General features: G+C 46.4%; 13 protein-coding genes. 3 read left to right on the plus strand and 10 right to left on the minus strand.

What is annotated here, in order from left to right; all coding sequences use genetic code 11:
• The first annotated feature begins 79 nt into the window (after window positions 1-79).
• Window positions 80-613, plus strand: a complete 534-nt coding sequence (locus tag DSZ37_RS01500; protein WP_181380192.1) for a DUF3877 family protein — start codon at window positions 80-82, stop codon at window positions 611-613.
• A 236-nt stretch (window positions 614-849) separates the two neighbouring features.
• Here the strand turns inward: DSZ37_RS01500 and DSZ37_RS01505 are convergent, their stop codons facing one another.
• From DSZ37_RS01505 to DSZ37_RS01525, 5 genes are read right to left on the minus strand one after another with little or no spacing between them, the layout of a single operon-like run.
• Complete coding sequence (locus tag DSZ37_RS01505) at window positions 850-1824, minus strand: ion transporter (protein ID WP_109725204.1); 975 nt, start codon at window positions 1822-1824, stop codon at window positions 850-852.
• Window positions 1817-3241 (minus strand): deoxyguanosinetriphosphate triphosphohydrolase, encoded by a 1425-nt coding sequence (locus DSZ37_RS01510; RefSeq protein ID WP_109725205.1) that lies wholly within the window; start codon window positions 3239-3241, stop codon window positions 1817-1819. Before DSZ37_RS01510 ends, DSZ37_RS01505 begins: the two co-directional genes overlap by 8 nt.
• Window positions 3238-3945 carry a DNA/RNA nuclease SfsA gene (gene sfsA, locus DSZ37_RS01515; RefSeq protein ID WP_109725206.1) on the minus strand — a complete coding sequence of 236 codons (708 nt, stop codon included), beginning with the start codon at window positions 3943-3945 and terminating at the stop codon, window positions 3238-3240. The genes DSZ37_RS01510 and sfsA overlap by 4 nt, the downstream gene beginning before the upstream one ends.
• Complete coding sequence (locus DSZ37_RS01520) at window positions 3917-5560, minus strand: hypothetical protein (protein WP_109725207.1); 1644 nt, start codon at window positions 5558-5560, stop codon at window positions 3917-3919. The genes sfsA and DSZ37_RS01520 overlap by 29 nt, the downstream gene beginning before the upstream one ends.
• On the minus strand, window positions 5553-6317 hold the full coding sequence (locus DSZ37_RS01525) for an AraC family transcriptional regulator (RefSeq protein WP_109725371.1): 765 nt from the start codon (window positions 6315-6317) through the stop codon (window positions 5553-5555). Before DSZ37_RS01525 ends, DSZ37_RS01520 begins: the two co-directional genes overlap by 8 nt.
• 170 nt (window positions 6318-6487) lie before the next feature.
• On the opposite strand from DSZ37_RS01525, the gene DSZ37_RS01530 reads away from it, so the two are divergent.
• On the plus strand, window positions 6488-7852 hold the full coding sequence (locus tag DSZ37_RS01530) for an MATE family efflux transporter (protein WP_109725208.1): 1365 nt from the start codon (window positions 6488-6490) through the stop codon (window positions 7850-7852).
• A gap of 180 nt (window positions 7853-8032) precedes the next feature.
• Here DSZ37_RS01530 and DSZ37_RS01535 read toward each other — a convergent pair whose 3' ends face one another.
• The gene (locus DSZ37_RS01535) at window positions 8033-9541 is read right to left on the minus strand and encodes a hypothetical protein (RefSeq protein WP_109725209.1); all 1509 of its coding nucleotides are present in this window, start codon (window positions 9539-9541) and stop codon (window positions 8033-8035) included.
• Entirely contained in the window at window positions 9538-10131 is a 594-nt protein-coding gene (locus DSZ37_RS01540) for an RNA polymerase sigma factor (protein WP_109725210.1), read from the minus strand. The genes DSZ37_RS01535 and DSZ37_RS01540 overlap by 4 nt, the downstream gene beginning before the upstream one ends.
• A 403-nt stretch (window positions 10132-10534) precedes the next feature.
• Here DSZ37_RS01540 and DSZ37_RS01545 point away from each other — a divergent pair, with 403 nt between their 5' ends.
• Entirely contained in the window at window positions 10535-13060 is a 2526-nt protein-coding gene (locus tag DSZ37_RS01545; RefSeq protein WP_181380193.1) for a heavy metal translocating P-type ATPase, read from the plus strand.
• 131 nt (window positions 13061-13191) lie between these two features.
• On the opposite strand, the gene DSZ37_RS01550 is transcribed toward DSZ37_RS01545, so the two are convergent.
• The 3 genes from DSZ37_RS01550 to DSZ37_RS01560 all read right to left on the minus strand — a co-directional run bounded on the left by DSZ37_RS01550 (window position 13192) and on the right by DSZ37_RS01560 (window position 17534).
• Window positions 13192-14148: a TIGR03943 family putative permease subunit gene (locus DSZ37_RS01550; protein WP_109725212.1), complete on the minus strand. Its 957-nt coding sequence runs from the start codon at window positions 14146-14148 to the stop codon at window positions 13192-13194.
• Between the two features lie 18 nt (window positions 14149-14166).
• Window positions 14167-15336, minus strand: a complete 1170-nt coding sequence (locus DSZ37_RS01555) for a CobW family GTP-binding protein (protein WP_109725213.1) — start codon at window positions 15334-15336, stop codon at window positions 14167-14169.
• Between the two features lie 116 nt (window positions 15337-15452).
• Window positions 15453-17534 (minus strand): elongation factor G, encoded by a 2082-nt coding sequence (locus DSZ37_RS01560; RefSeq protein ID WP_109725214.1) that lies wholly within the window; start codon window positions 17532-17534, stop codon window positions 15453-15455.
• Window positions 17535-17592 lie beyond the last annotated feature (58 nt).

The following is a 17592-nucleotide window of genomic DNA, read 5'->3' on the forward strand; positions in this document are numbered from 1 at the left end:
TAAAAAGGTCTGCATCAAGCAGACCTTTTTATTGATATTACAATGATTTCATGTTATAATGATAACGGAGGTAATAATTATGGATTTCAAAAGACTTGAAAAAAATCTCTGTGACAATATTTATGAAGCTCAGCTCAAGCTTGGCTACGATAAGCGCGAAATGAGCTTTAACTATATGAGTGCTTCACTGAAGCACCTCATAGGAAGCGATGTTAACGAGGAAGTGCTCCTCGCATTTGCTGACGAGACAGAAAAAAGGCTGGGAAGGCTGACCTTCCGTCCCATAAAGAACGGCTTCTGCATTACTATCCCAGCTGAGGGCACGGAATACGTTCACAACAGCAGCGACGACCGAAGCTTCATGGAAAATCTCGTTTCCGCAGTTAAAGGTCATTGCAGCACAGAGCCCCTTCTGGAGCTGTTCCGCAGCGCTTCTCCCGATGTGGTCATAAAGGAGATCAATAACGAGGAATTCCGCTATCTCGCCTATTTTCCCGACTCTGTTCCCGATGAGTATTATTACTGCATTTCCGAAGAAGAAGAAATAGACGGCAGCATCCACGGGTCCTATCACCGCTTTATCCGTGAGGACTACGAGGAATTCGGCTTCTGAAAAGGACAAAAGCTGTATTCGCCTAAGAATACAGCTTTTCTGACTTGTCCGTTACAAAAGAATTACCTCAGTGCGGTTATTGTGCAGATACCGAACCTTGGCACACGCTCAAATAATCAACCCAATTATTCTCGCAAATACATTATATCATTTCTATCCAGTCTTGTCAATAAGCGGCAGTATTATTTGTCTAAATCAAACAAATAATGCTGTTTTTTTTATATTTATGTAACTTTTTATTCCTTAACTAACTTTTCGCTCTTGACAATAAGGATATCATTCTGACGCATTTTAAGCTCATCCATGGGGACTACGGTCAGGTCTCCCCTGAGTATGACAAGTATACGCATATTATACTTCTCGGAAGCCTCGCTGACTCTCATTCCTTTGAATTCGCTGTTTTTATCAATGAGTATCTCTCCTACTTCATTGATATCACTGAATCTGACATCTGAATGCTGATTTTTCGTATACTGTTCAACAAATCCAGCACTTATGATACCGGTGGGAATGGCAACTACTCCCACACCGAGGAAAGCGATACATATCGCCATGAGCTTTCCTATTACGGTTATAGGGTAGATATCGCCGTAACCCACGGTAAGAAGCGTGGAAACGCTCCACCATATACCCGAAAAAGCGTTGCTGAATGCTTCGGGCTGAGCCTCGTGCTCAACACTGTATATTCCCAGTGACGAAGCAAGCATAAGGACTATGATGATGAATACAGATGAGATTATCTGGTTCTTTTTTTCAATGAGTACAGTCGTTATGACGTGGAACGAATCATAGTGTGCATTAACTCTGAACAGGTGGAATATCCTGACTACTCTCAGCATCCTGAATACGATAAAGCCTTCTAAGAAGAAAAATGGCAATATGGTCAGCAGGTCAACTATTCCGTCAAATGACCACAGAAACTTCAGTTTTGCAGACAGACCGCGCTTGCTCGGATAGAGATAGTCCGCAGTCCATATGCGGAGTATGTATTCAATGCAGAATATGAATATGGTAACTATCTCGATAACTCTGAATAAAGTCGTAAAGCTTTCCAGCTCGTCGAATGTCTCCAGAAAAACTGTCAGTATATTCAGTATTATAACTATTACTATGAACCAGTCAAAGAAACGGCTTATGAGATCGTCCTTGTTGCCTATCTGGATAATGTCGAATATCCGCCGTTTAAGCGGCTTTTTGGTCTTTTCACTCAATTCCGCTCAGCTCCCTGTATAGTTTTCGGGCATAACCGTCGGTCATGCCGCAGATATAGTCTGTCACAAGCATAAGCCTGAAATAAAGTCTCTCCGCTTCGGACTTTCCTTCCGCGCTGACTTTATAGGCGCGGATGTAGTTCTCGGAAACCAGCCGCATTATCCTCTGCTCAATGGCAGAGCTTTCGTATTCGGTATCATACAGCACAGCCGCACGGGTAAGCTTGTTCAGCAGAAACTCATATATCTCTCCTGCGGCTATCTCAAGCTTGTATATCTCCTTGGAGCAGAAAACATATCGGTAAGCCATGTCTCCCAATGCATAGGCGATGGTGCTTCCGTGAGATACCGCAAGCAGCTCCTTGGGGAAGCTGCCCTCCATTATAGCGTCATAGTTGTTGGTGAAGCCGTAAGAGGCACATCTCAGCAGAACGCCCTGCACATAGATTATCCAGCGCTGGACCGCATTCTGCTCGGGAGAGGATATCCCTCTCTTTATTGCCTGTGAATAATAGTCCTCCAGCTTTTCTACGGCTCTGATGTATTCTTCCCTCTCGCCCTCATCGGCACATTTCTCCATGTAGCGCTCCTTCAGATCGCTGACCAGCTGTGAATAGGTCATGAAGCCTTTTTTGACTGCGTCCTCGATATCTGCTGTCTTATAGGCGATATCATCGGCAGCTTCCAGTATAAATGCAAGAGGATGACGGCAGTCCACAGCTCCGGTACTTTTTACTATGTCCTCGAATATCTCCCTGTCCGCATAGTAATAGCCCATCTTCTTATCCTTGATGTTTCCGCTTTTCTTGTTGATACCCGTAGACGGAACGGGATACTTTATTATAGTATTGAGGAGAGTATATGTAAGGTTCATTCCGTTCTCATCCACGAGGAAATGAAGCTTTGTAAGCAGTCGAAGTGCCTGTGCATTACCCTCAAAGTGGTAGAAGTCCCCTGCCATCTGCGGTGTCAGTATACTGTCAAGGCTCTTGCCTCCCAGCTCCAGCTTAGGAAGATTTCTCCTGAACCAGTCGCGGACGTAATCCTCGCCGAAGTGACCGAATGGCGGATTGCCGATATCATGGATAAGTCCCGCACATTCAAGGACACTGCATATCTTCCCGATATCAGCCTCGGAAATATCATCATCCCTGCGGTGGTCAAGTATATAGCGGAATATCATCTGTCCGAGGGATTTTGCAAAGGACGACACTTCAAGAGAATGGGTGAGGCGTGTACGGACAAAGTCACCTCTGTCAAGGGGAAATACCTGCGTCTTGTCCTGAAGCCTCCTGAATGAAGCGCTTCCGATAATGCGGTGATAATCCTTTTGGAACTCGTTCCTCTGATCAGAGCTTACTGCGGAAGTGGTATAGCTCCTTCTTCTCTTTTCACATAACAATTTTTTCCAGTTCATATCATTTGCTCCGTTCTTATGGTGACAGGTCGGTCGATGGTCATGCTGTCGGGAGTCACAATGCAGTCATATGCCAGAAGCTTTACTCCCGCCTTTTCGGCTTCTCTCAGGGCATCTCCGAACTCTCTGTGCATTGCGTCATTCGGTCTGAACTCAGTGACCTCCTTCATCTGTATCACAAAGAGTATATATGCTCCGAAGCCCTCGTTTTTTGCGCGAATGAGCTCGTGTATATGCTTTACTCCTCTTTCGGTAGGAGCATCGGGAAAAAGCACTACGCCGTCATTTTCAAGAGTGACTCCCTTGACCTCGAGAAATGAGACCTTCCCCCCGTCCTCAATACGGAAATCGAACCTTGAATCTCCGTATGTATACTCACGCCTGATAACAGCCTGCTCTGAGAAAAGCTCTCCCTTTTTCAGCCATTCCTCGGCGGCTGCATTGGGCATTTGCGAATCCATATTGACCAGCAGAGGCAGAGCGCCCTGCCGCAGCTTTTCAACTGTCACAAGGTCAAAGCGCGTCTTTCTCGCAGGATTGTCAGACTCTTCAAGGTAGACGGTACAGCCCTCGGTGAGAAGCTCCCTGCACCGTCCCGTATTCTTCACATGGACAGTCTCCTCTTTTCCGTCGATGAGCACCCTTGCGATAAACCTGTTGGGACGGCTAAGGAATTCAGCCTTTCTTATATGATGATACTTCATAGTCTTTTCCGTAAAGCTCCTTGTATTTGTCCTTTGTACAGATAATATAAAGTCTTTTTTCATCAAGCTTATCCTTGAAAGGACGGTATGCTGTTCCGCTGAATGCCTCTGCAATATATCCTCCCTCAAAGCCAAGTGACTCAATTATGGGAGAAACTGCCACAGGTGATGAACAGATGACATAATCCGGAGCACCAAATGTTCTTGCATATGCTCTGTCCGCCTCCATCTCCTCCTCATCAGCGATGATGTGAGTAACATATGTCACATCCCCCTCCATATTGTAGTAGAGGTTCTTATCGAAATAGGCGTTCAGTGTTACGGGAGCATCGGGATAGATATTAGTATCGTCGGGCATCCATGCTATCATTATCCTGCTGCCTTCGATATTCATGTCCTTTATCCACTCTGCCGCCGCAGGTGCATTGTCATAGGGCTTTATAATGTCATTGGCATAGCTGTAAATGTCCCAGTAGATATTTACTGCCACTGAAACTGCTGCTCCGCCCACAATGCAGGTCTTGGCAAACTTCTCGGAAATGCCGATCTTTTTTATTACGTGTGTAAACTCAGCCAGCTTAATGGGCTCCTTGGCAGAGGCGGTCCACATAATGAAAATGACATAGAGCAGGAACATTCCGTAATGATGGGGATAGGCATAAATGCTCATTATAACTGCTGCACAGAGATATGGTATTATCATTTCGGCTATCATCCGGCGCTTTTTGCAGACTATGAAGATGACAGCCCAGATAATAAGGGAAACTGCTCCTGCTCCCACCATCTCTCCTATGGTATTTGCCTCGTCCTGTATGCTTGATGCATCTGAGGAGAATGAGGTCACGAATACCTCGCTGGGTATAAATATAAAGCAAAGCAGAAGTACCACGGGATAGCTGTATGTCTTATCGAGATGTACAGCCATGGTATCCTGCTTGGGAGCTATATCCAGAATAATTGCTATCGCCGCTGCAAGCAGTGCTGCATAGCCGATGAAAAGCTTCTTATTTGCAAACAGCTCCGAAAAAGTCCTGCGGAAGCTCCTTTCGCGTATCATACCTCCTGCTATGTCCGCAAGAGCAATTCCACCTGCAAAGGCAATTCCGTAGGAGTGGCAAAGGCAGAGGAAAACCATCGATAGTATGTACGGCAAAGGCTTCTCACGCCTGTCGTTATAGAATGAAGCGCAGAGCATTCCTGCAAACATCAGCATTGCATACGGACGCGAAAGCACGCAGTAATGGTAAATAACAAAGAAGCTGGTTGGCAGCAGCGCCTTTGTGACGCGGCTGAACGGTGAACGCAGTTCCAGCATGATAATCATGGCTTCAAAGAATATGAACTGCACTCCCTTTATAGTAAGCTCATATGACAGTCCGAGACATGATGCAAGCTTTATGAGCATATGCCACAGCGGCGGATGTCCCTCATAGTGTGGGATAGTGAATATCACCTCATACCATGAAGCGTCCCGTCCCACAAGATATGGCTGAGCCTCCTCATACCACGGCTCGTGACAGATAAGTCCGACTATGCCTATTACTGTTGCCACAGCAGTTATGATAAGCCCGAACAATACATCGGACCTATTTCCGTTTTTAGTTTTATTATTCATTGCCGTGTTTATTCCCTTCGATAACGTCTTTATAGTGCAGCTCCCTGAACCTTTTTGGAGTCATGCCGTTGATCTTTCTGAAAACGCTGATAAATGCGCTCTGTGATGAGAAGCCAAGTGCAAGAGATATATCGAGGCATGAAAAATCAGAGCTTCTCAGAAGATTTTCCGCCGTGGATATCTTCGCCTTTGTGATGAACGCCTTGATACTCATCCCCTTTTCCTTTGAGAAAAGCTTGGACAGATATGAGGGATTGAGCCCGACGTGCTCCGCAAGAACACCAAGTGTCAGGTCCTCGTGCAGGTGCTCGTAGATGTAGTCGATACATCTACGTACATGGAGGGATATGACATTATCCTTCTTGAGCGTCCTCATACGCTCGGCAAAGTCCAGCTCCATCTCGCCGAAAAGGTCGATGAGCTCCTCGATATTCTTCATCTTGTCAGCGCGCTGTATATAAATATCGCTGAGAGTGTATGCTGTATCGTGCCCCAGACCGCCCTCCACGCAGTATCTCGCCACAAGTGCAACAGCTGTCACAAAATGGTACATCAGATTGCGGACGGGATCCTGTGAAAGAGTTCCCTTGCCCTTCATAAAATCGGGACGAATACTCTCGAACCTCTTTTTTACCTGCTCCGTATCTCCTGACTGAACAGCTCTGTAAAAGCTCAGCTCATACTCGAACGGGCTCCTTGTAAAGCCGTCATTTCGCTGTATATATAGTCTGTAATTAAGGTCCTTGTCGGTTTTCACAAGCTCACCTCCTGTTGCGATTCCGGTCATATTTTGTGATATTTCTATTATATCCTATTTTTGATACAAATGCAATATTTCTGATATAATTTGTTGGTGCCTTGGACTATAATAATCACAAAGAAAGAAAGAATAAACATGAAAATACTGCTTCATAAGGAGGCATCACTATGGCAAAGGCAAATGATCTCACAAACGGTAAGGTTTCAAGCCTTATCCTCAAATTCTACTTTCCCATGCTGCTGACCAATATGCTCCAGCAGATGTACAACATCGCAGACACTGCCATCGTCGGCAAGGGCCTCGGTGACAACGCTCTCGCAGCTGTAGGAAATATGTCGTCCCTTACATTCCTTATATTCGGCTTCTCTATGGGACTTGCAAACGGCTTCTCCGTTATAGTAGCACAGAGCTTCGGCGCTAAGGATTATGCAAAGCTTCGCCGCTCCGTGGCTTCGTCGGCAATGCTCTGCTTCATCATTGCTCTGGTGCTCAGTGCAGTCAGCATAATATTCCTGCGTCCCGTGCTTGGACTTCTCAGGACTGATGCCGCTATCATGCATGACGGACTGGTCTACGGCTACTTTATCTTCGGCGGACTCATCGCAACTATCGCCTACAATCTCTGCTCCTGCATACTCCGCGCACTGGGCGACAGCAAGACACCTTTCATTGCAATAATCATCTCCACCATCGTCAATATCTGCCTTGATATGCTCTGCATATTCGTGCTAAAAACCGGCGTTGAGGGAGCAGCGATCGCTACAATATTCTCGCAGATCGTATCTGCATTCATCTGCTGGCTGAGGATACGCAGGATCGATGTCCTCAACATCACCAAGGAAGACTTCAAGGGCAACGGCAGTCTCTACGCCGAGCTTTTCAAGAACGGTCTTCCCATGGCGCTCATGAACTCCATCACAGCTGTCGGCTGCATGGTCATCCAGTACTTTGTTAACGGTCTGGGTGTTGCATATACTACTGCTTATTCAGCCTGCAGCAAGTTCATAAACCTGTTCATGCAGCCTGCCTGCACAGCAGGATTTGCAATGTCCGCTTTCACAAGCCAGAATTACGGCGCAAGAAAGTTCAGCCGCATCCGCGAAGGGCTCCATGTATGTCTGGCGATAGCTACGATATCCTATGTTATCCTCGGCTCGGTAATGATATTCTTCCCCACTTATCTCGCAAGGATCATGGTATGCGGCTCAGAACCTGTAAAGATCGCAGGAACATACCTTCCCATATGCGGTATATTCCTCTTTGCAGTTGACTTCCTCTTTGTATTCAGAAACGGCTGTCAGGGCTTCGGAAAGCCACTTGTGCCCATGATCTCGGGCATAGCAGAAATGGCTCTCAGAATAGGTGTTATCGCCCTTTTCATAAACGTTATCGGATTCAGAGCCACAGCCTATGCAGAAGCCTCTGCATGGATAGGAGCACTTATCCTCAATATGGCTTCATTTGAGCATACATTAAATAAGAGTCTCGTAACTTCTGTGATACACCACAAAAAGCTTCGGACTGCTGCCTGATCCCGGACTGGTTTTCAGTCGTTAATATACACCCCAATTCCATTCCTCACTCCGCTGTCTGTGTTCCACCACAGGCAGCACTTTTTTTGCAAAAAAACAGCCCTTCGATCTCTCGAAGGGCTGTATCTGAACTTTCTTTTGCAATTCAAATTATATCTTGAGCGAACTTCCGTAAGCTGCTTAATTGGGTGATGTTAACGTAAATGCAGGTTTCTTTGAAGGGTCAATCACAAATTCCTCGGGGACTGTTACAGCTTCAATGTTATGAGCTTCTGCCTTCATTCTGTTCTGCTCCTGCTCATATACTTCCTGCGCTTTCTGCGACTGTTCTGATATTTCTGCTTCTATCTTCTCATTCTTGGCGGCAAGCTTCTCCATTTCTTCCGATGAGGTGTCTATTTCTCCGATATGATCGATAACATCTGATTGATGTATCCGTATTTCTTCATCAGTACCGCTTACCTTAATAAGTATCTTGGCATTGCTGTCTGACGAATACTGGAAGAAGTTAAACGGCGAAATATAGACCTGCATCAAGATTTTTGACGCATATGCCGCAGGAGCGGCGATAACAGTTTTTTCTTGCATATCGGGAACTATTTCAAGCAAATCAGGATGACCGTCACTCAGTATACTGTCAGCTGCATCTTCAAATGGTAAGTAGTACGCCATGGACTCTGATGTAACTGCATCATTTATATCGCTGAAATAATCCTTTCTGGCAAAACCGCTCTCATTATCCTCGGGCATCGCTGAGGTCCCGTCGAAGTTTATGGAGCACTTCCACATATCCTTTGACTCGGGCAGTTCAACGGCTGTATAGGCATCAGTTTTTTCATTATAAGCCGCAATGAACATATCATAATAGCTGCCGCATTCTTCTCCCATTGAATATAGCACCTGTGCAGTAACTGAATTGATCTCATTACCGTCTTTCATAAAGCACTTATACTCGTAGGAAGCTGCTGCAACGAAATTACCGTCCTCATCAGTCATGTTTCCGTATTTATCGCCATTAAAATGAGTATCCACTGCATACTGCGCTTCGGAACGAGACATGAAAGTGTAATCACTGTTCAGCTCATCAAACTCCTTATCGCTGTATTTGGCCTTAGACTCAGCAGCTGCAATTATATTTGATCTGCTGAATTCGCCTGTGTACTCAACTGCATAGACCTGATCGGTAAATATGTCAGGTGCAGCAGTCCTCACAAAAAAGCGTACTCTTATATCTTCATTGTCACTGTCTTCAAAAGGACTTCTGTAAAGCGGATCCACAAGGATATCATAAGCGATGTATTCCTTCAGCGTCATATCATATATATCATAGGTGTGTTCTTCTGTCTCTGAAAGTATCTCGGATACGATCTGTCTGTACTTGTCATCGCCATCCTTGCGAAAATTTGAAAGGAAATCCTGAACAAATGCTGTTTTGGGAAGAACTCCCACGCAGATAACTACTGCCGCAGCAGCTGCAACCCATTTGAGGATAGGTGCAGCCCTGTGTCTGCCCGTAACGTTCTCAAGGTCGCTTACGGTAAACTCGCTGTCGGAAAAATCCGAATCATTTTCAGGAAAAGCTCTTGCGGAGATCTTGTCGAAACAGTCTACATTTGATGAAAGCTCCTTCATCTTGTCTCTGAGTTTCTTCTCAAACTCGGGATCTCCTTTGATATTTTTATCTTTCACTGATCTTCACCTGCCTTTTCCTGTAATATGGATATTGCTTTTTTGTACCTTGATTTGACCGTTGTTTCGGGGCATCTCATGACCTTTGCGATCTGCTTGAATGTCAGCTCTGCACAGCATCTGAGGATAACGGTCTGCCTCTGTACATCATTAAGATGCTTCAGAAGCTGATTTATGTAAATACTGTCCTCCACAGTCTTTTCAGCCTCGCCGTAGCTCTGTATAATTAAGTTTGATATCTCCTTTTTGTACCTTCGGCGAAACTCTAATGCAACGTTGCGCGCTATTGTAAGTATGAAGCCTTTGCCGTCCCCTTTCTTAGCGGAGAATTTCTTCACCTGAGTTAGTCTGACAAAGGTCTCGGTCACACAGTCCTGTGACAAATGATAATCAGATGTTATTCCGAAAGCAACTGCGAATACGCTGTCCTTGAACATCAGGTACAGCTTGCTGAGGCTCTCCTTGGAGGTCGCACAGTCTGAAATAAGCTCGTTCACGGTATTATCAGGCTGAGAAACCTTGCCACTTTCTGTAAATACTGTAAAAATCGCTGTGTCACCTCCGCTGATAGATTTAGTTGCGGCATCCATATTATCACTCCTTTTGCGGCTGAAAGAGAACCGGGTATGCTCCGTAAACGGAAGCTTCTCCTCAGCCATAATGAAAGCTTTCATATATAAGTGATTTCAGGAGCCAAAAAAGACGAAAAGTTTTCAAAAAAATATAAAATTATGTTAGTTGAATAAAACAATGGACATAAACAGCTTAATAAAGCCATCTGCAAGAGAGAGCTTTTTTACATAGAAATAGAAAACTGCTTGAAAACAATAATATTAGTTAACCAAAGCTAACAATAATAAGCCTTTATATAGCTATTATAACATCATAGCAGCTGATTTGCAAGAAATCTCCTGCATACTATTGACAAATACTTCATGATATGATATATTAAACATATGAACAACCGTTTATATGAGAAAGGATAGTGACCTTATGGAAAAATACTTTTCTATATCTAATCTGGACTGCGCTCACTGCGGCGCTAAAATAGAGGAAGCTATCGGCAAGCTCGAGGGAATTGAGTCTGCTGTGCTGAACTTCCCCATGAAAAAATTCAAAATAAAAGGCGATCTTACAGATGAACTTATCGCGAAGATCAACGAGGTCGCCAACTCCATCGAAGCAGGAGTAGTTATCGCTGCTATGGAGGAGGCTCATCATCACTCCCGCCGCCACGAGCATGAACACGAACATCACCACCATGATGAGGAATGCGGCTGCGGTCACGACCATGAGCACGAGCACGAACATCATCACCACCACCACGAGGAGTGCGGCTGCGGTCACGACCACGAGCACGAGCACGAACATCATCACCGCGACATAAGCGGAGATGAGTTTACGATTGAGAACCTTGACTGTGCTAATTGCGGTGCAAAGATCGAGGCGGCTATCAGCAAGCTTGACGGCGTTGAGTCGGCGGTACTGAACTTTCCCATGAAGAAGTTCAGAATAAAGGGCAATATAACCGATGAACTGCTTGAAAAAATCAATCAGGTTGCAAACAGTATCGAAGCAGGTGTGGTCATTGCTCCCGTTAGCAAGCTCCACAGTCACGCGGAGCATGAGGAACACGAGACCGAGCATACTCACTCTCATTCGGAAAAGCGTGAAAGCCTAAAAAAAGATATCATTCCTCTTATAATAGGTATAGTTATCTTTGCAGCAGCTGTTATCAGCGGAAAGCTCCTTGATATAAAGCCGCTTACAATAGCGCTATACGTTGCAGCTTATCTTATTCTCGGATACAATGTACTGATCGCAACCTTCAAAAACCTTAAGAACAAAAAATTCTTCGACGAGAATTTCCTTATGACAGTTGCAACTATCGGAGCTTTCGCCCTTGGTGAATACGCCGAGGCTGTGGGAGTCGTTCTGTTCTTCCGTATCGGTGAACTGTTTGAGAATTACGCTGTTTCCAGAAGCCGCAAGGCTATCACAGATGTTGCAGGGCTTAAAGTTGAGGAAGCCGATGTACTCATTGACGGTGAGTTCAAAAGGATACACTCCGACGAGATAGAGGTTGGCGATATTCTCCGCATAAAAGCCGGCGAGAGGATCGCTGCCGACGGTATTGTAGAGTCAGGTGAGTCAAGGATCGACACCTCCGCTGTCAACGGCGAACCTGTTCCCCTCACTGTAAGAAAGGGCGATGAGGTACTGTCAGGCTGCATAAACCTGTCAGACACATTTACACTGAAGGCTACAGCGGCAGCTTCAGACTCAATGATATCCAAGATTGCACAGGCAGTTGAGGACGCTTCGGCAACAAAGCCCAAGATAGACCGCTTCATCACACGATTTGCAAAGATATACACTCCTATAGTTATAGCAATTGCAGTTCTTACCGCTGTTGTCCCCTCTCTTATCACAGGAAACTGGAGCAAGTGGATATACTCTGCACTTACCTTCCTTGTAATCAGCTGTCCCTGCGCGCTGGTACTCAGCGTGCCCCTTGCGTACTTCTCGGGTATCGGCGCAGCTTCAAAGCTGGGAATACTTTTCAAGGGCGGTAATGCAATCGAAGCTCTTGGCAAGATCAAGGCTGTTGCCTTCGACAAGGCAGGTACGCTCACCAACGGAAGCTTCTCCGTTACGGAAGTAAAGTCCTACGGAAAACTTGGAGAAAAAGAGCTTCTCTCCATATGCGGAAGCTGCGAACAGAGCTCTACTCACCCTGTTGCCGAGAGTATTGTGGACTATTGCAGACAGAATGACAGCAGGCTGTTTACTGCTGAAAAGACCACGGAGATAGCAGGCCGCGGTGTTTCAGCTGTTATGGACGGCAGGAACATACTCTGCGGAAACGAAAGACTAATGTCAGAGAACAATATATCAGTGCCCAAGGAGGAAACACCTCTCGGAAGCATAGTTTACATCGCTGTTAACGGCGAGATACAAGGCAGGATAGTTGTATCCGACACCGTGAAGAAGACCTCCGCCGACGCTGTTTCACAGCTTAGACAAATGGGTATCGCTACTGCAATGCTCACAGGCGACAAGAACGACAATGCACAGGCTATGGCTAAACAGCTCGGAGTTGACTCCGCTAAGGGAGACCTTCTCCCCGACGGAAAGCTCGCCGAAATAGAGCGTATCCGCAAGGAAAACGGATCAGTCATGTTCGTAGGCGACGGCTTCAATGACGGCCCCGTACTTGCAGGGGCTGATGTGGGCGGTGCAATGCACAGCGGCTCCGACCTTGCACTTGAGGCTGCGGACGCAGTATTTATGAACTCCGAGCCTGATTCGGTCGTAAAGGCTAAGAAAATTGCCGATAAGACACTGCGAATCTCCTACGAGAACATCATCTTTGCATTGGCAGTCAAAGCGGCTGTGCTTGTGCTGGGTCTCATAGGTCACCCCAATATGTGGCTGGCTGTTTTTGCTGACTCGGGCACGGCAATGCTCCTCATACTTAACTCCATCAGAGTGCTGAACATAAGAAAGTACAAATAATAACATAAGGGAGACTTTTTCGAAAGTCTCCCTTTGTTGATATTCAACTGTTTATTATCAACATCAAATATTTTTTTCAACACACTGTTGAACACAATGTTAAAAGCTCCCGCAAAACGGGAGCTTTATTATTAATAGAATGTAGCTACAGGCTGCTCGGGGGCTTCGGCTTTTTCAACCTTCTGCACCATAAGCACAGGTCCCTTGCCCTTGTAGAGCTTATGCTTCTGAACGCTTATCTTTCCCGTAATGGTTATCCATTCCTTGTTGGGCGGCTCGTTTCCGCTCTCGTCCTGAGCTACCATCCAGCAGTACTGGATATCCTCAACACAGCAGGTCATGATATGACGTCCCACAGCGTAGGTGTTTTCGGGGAACTTGCTGTTCTTGGCGGTAAGCCCCTTGAAAGTCATGATCTTGCCGTCATACTTGAAGGGCTCCTCCATAATATCTCTGTACCAAAGAGCGAAGTCCTTGTCCTCAATGGTTATCTCGTCAGCCTCTACATCGAAGGGCAGCGGATCCTCTATATCATCATAGGCGATCTGTCCGTCGGAATACTCATAAACTATCTCAGCGCGTCTTGAAACTCCCCTGACGATCTTATGGAACTCGTTGGGGTCAAAGCTCTTCTCGAAACGGTTGAAGACCACCATTTCCGTTGTGTTGAACTTATCAACAACAAGGCTGCGCATATTGGAATTATAGTTCATGAATGTAGTGGAGTCCACAAAGCACATTACCTGTGCGATAGTGGTCTCATCGGGCATTGCCTTGAAGAACTCGTCCATGGTCCACATACCGTTGTACTCAACAACGATACGCTCTGCACCGCTGTCCTTGAGTATCTTTGTGAAGTTCTCCATGGTGAAGTCTTCCTTGTCCTCAATGACATGGGTAACGATGTTCTTCTTGGGCATACGGGAGATATCGTACTCCTCAATACCCTCCTCACAAATGAGGAGAAGTGTTTTCTCACCCTTGTTGAAGCGTCTGTCCTCTAAGGTCTCTTGTATGAACTTAGTCTTTCCCGACTCAAGAAAGCCGAGAAAGAGGTATATCGGTATTACATCATTCTGATCAGGCATTATAAAAGCTCCTTTCGATCAGGCATTGAAAAGCTCGGCAATAGCCTCTTCGTTTATCTTTGAGCCGATAACGCAAAGTCTGCCGATGGTACCTGCGCTTCCGTTACGGACATCAGGCACACCGGGAACATAATCGTAGTGTATCCACTTTCCGTCAGCTCCTGCAACTATTCCCTTTGCACGGAGTATCATACCGTACTTTTCTTCATCGCCGAGAGCGTTGAGAGCAGCGGTGATCTCCTCAACAGTGTAGGTCCTTGTAGTCTCTCTGCCCCAGCTTGTGAATACATCGTCAGCATGATGGTGATGATGATGCTCATGATCGTGGTCATGATCGTGGTCATGACAGCCGCAGGTGCAGTCGGGACCATGGTCATGGTGATGGTGCTTATGCTCGTCATCATCATCGTCATGGTGGTGGTGATGGTGCTCATGCTCGTCATCATCGTCGTCATGGTGGTGATGATGCTCATCATCATCGTCGTCGTGATGGTGATGGTGGTGCTCATGCTCGTCATCATCATCGTCGTGATGGTGATGATGGTCGTGCTTTGCAGCCTCCTCAAGAAGCTCCTTCAGCTCATCATCGAGAGTGTTCTTCTGTGTCATTGCATCAACAAGCTGTGCGCCTGTGAGCTGATCCCACTCTGTTGTAACGATGGGAGCTGCTGGATTTTTCTCGCGCAGGCTCTTTACACACTCATCAAGCTTCTCCTGTGAAAGTCCGCTTGTATGGCTGAGAATGAGGCAGCTTGCGTATGTTATCTGATTATCGAAGAACTCGCCGAAGTTCTTCATATACATCTTGTACTTCTTTGCGTCCACAACTGTTGTAAAGCCGTCAAGCTCCACATCGTGAGCATTGATATTCTGAACTGCGCGGATAACGTCACTGAGCTTGCCGACGCCCGAGGGCTCGATAAGGATACGGTCGGGAGCATAGTCTGCAAGGACCTTCTCCAGAGCCTTTCCGAAGTCACCGACAAGGCTGCAGCAGATACAGCCCGAATTCATTTCGGTTATCTCCACGCCTGCGTCCTGTAAAAATCCTCCGTCAATGCCTATCTGACCGAATTCGTTCTCAATAAGCACCAGCTTTTCGCCTTTATAGCCCTCCTGAATGAGCTTCTTTATAAGAGTGGTCTTTCCTGCACCGAGAAAACCCGAGAAAATAGTTATCTTTGTCATGTGAACAACACTTCTTTCATTTAATTTCAAATTATATTATACCACACTGACAAAAATAAATCAAGCCCCGTACAGACACAAAAAGGCTGCCGCAGCTGCGGCAGCCTCTGATATGCTTATTCAACATTTCCTACTGCGGAAATTACCTCTGTCAGGAGATTTGCAGGGAGCTGCTCATATCTTACGAAATCGAATGTGAAGCTTCCCATTCCTCTTGTGGTCTGACGGAGATACATTGCGAAGTCGTGCATCTCACGCATGGGCACCTCAGCCTGAATAACGGTATTGCCGCTGCCGACAGGCTCCATGCCGAGAACTCTGCCTCTGCGCTTGTTGAGCTCTCCCATGATATCGCCTGTGTTCTCGTCCGGAGCTGTTACCTTCAGCTCGCCGATAGGCTCAAGCATTACGGGGTCAGCCTGACGGAGTCCCTCCTTGTATGCGATAGAAGCGGCAGTCTTGAATGCCATTTCCGAGGAGTCAACAGGGTGATATGAACCGTCTACCAGTATAGCCTTCAGTCCGACTACGGGGCAGCCTGCAAGAACGCCCTTCTTGACAGACTCCTCAAGTCCCTTCTGAACTGCGGGGAAGAAGTTCTTGGGAACAGCTCCGCCGAATATCTTCTCCTCGAATACGAGAGTATCGCTTACGCAGGGCTCGAACTCTATCCATACATCACCGAACTGTCCATGACCGCCCGACTGCTTCTTGTGTCTTCCCTGAACCTTTACCTTCTTGCGGATAGTCTCCTTATAAGCTATCTTGGGAACTGTCAGGTTGACCTCAACACCGAACTTTGTCTTGAGCTTTGCAGCTGCTACCTCGATGTGCTGCTCGCCGAGACCGCTGAGTATCTGCTCCTTGGTAGTCTCGTCCTGAACATATGTGAGAGTGGGATCCTCCTCAATAAGTCTCTGGATACTTGCCGAGATCTTAGCCTCATCGCCCTGAGCCTTAGCCTTTACAGCCATTGAATAGCAGGGTCTGGGGAACTCCATGCCTGCAAACTCAACAACTCTTGCCGAGTCTGAAAGCGTATCTCCTGTATTTGCGGATATCTTGGAAGCAACAACGATATCGCCTGCATATGCTGCGGATACCTCGGTCTGCTTCTTGCCGCAGAGATTATAGAGCTTGCCTATCTTCTCTGAGGTACCTGTTGTAGAGTTGACAACGTCACAGTTTGATGTGAGCTTGCCTGACATAACTCTTATGAAAGACATCTTGCCAACGAAAGGATCGGCAACTGTCTTGAATACAAATGCTGAAAGAGGGTCCTCTGTATTGCAGGCTACCTCAATAACGTCCTTTGTGGGAGTGTAAGCCTCAGCTGAATAAACCTCGTTAGGTGACGGGAGCAGAAGCTCTATCTCCTTCAGAAGCATATCAATACCTGCAAGATCAGCAGCAGATGTGCATACAACAGGAGTGATGATACCACGGTTCATACCGTCGTGGATACCATCAATGAGCTCCTTCTGAGTGAAAGCCTCGCCCTCGAAGAACTTCTCCATAAGCTCCTCGGAGGTCTCTGCAACAGCCTCTGAAACAGCAGCTACCAGACCGTCAACACGATACTCGAACTTCTCGGATATCTCAGCTGTGGGCATATCTGTCTCGATAGCGTTGCCCTTATCATCGTATTTGTAGCACTTCATCTCAATGAGGTTAACGTACTCAACGATCTTTCCGTTGCTGACAACGGGAACTACAACAGGGCATACGGTAGGACCGAAAACGGTCTTGAGCTCTGTGAGAACGTTGAAGAAATTAGCGTCCTTGTCGTCGATCTTTGTAACCACGAACATCTTGGACTTGCCCTGCTTTACTGCTTCGTCATAAGCCTTTCTTGCGCCGACCTTGACACCTGACTTGGCGGAAACAGTGATCATTACAGTATCGGAAGCTCTGATGCCCTCGATCATTTCGGCTGCAAAGTCGAACAGACCGGGGGTGTCGAGCAGATTTACCTTTAATCCGTTATATTCAAATGAAGCCAGAGACGTACCGATCGAAATCTGTCTCTTGATCTCCTCGGGATCGTAATCGCAAACAGTTGTGCCGTCAGCAGTCTTGCCGAGTCGGTCGGAAGCTCCTGCCTTGTAAAGGATCGCCTCTGCAAGAGAAGTTTTTCCCGAGCCGTTATGGCCTGCAAATGCTATGTTTTTGACTTTGTTTACATCATATTCTTTCATGGTAAAGTTTCTCCTCTTAAATGGTTTATCCGTTTTTTATGCACGGCATACAAATATT

Source organism: Ruminococcus flavefaciens (genome assembly GCF_900116855.1).
In the GTDB taxonomy this organism is placed as follows: Bacteria; Bacillota; Clostridia; order Oscillospirales; family Ruminococcaceae; genus Ruminococcus; species Ruminococcus flavefaciens_R.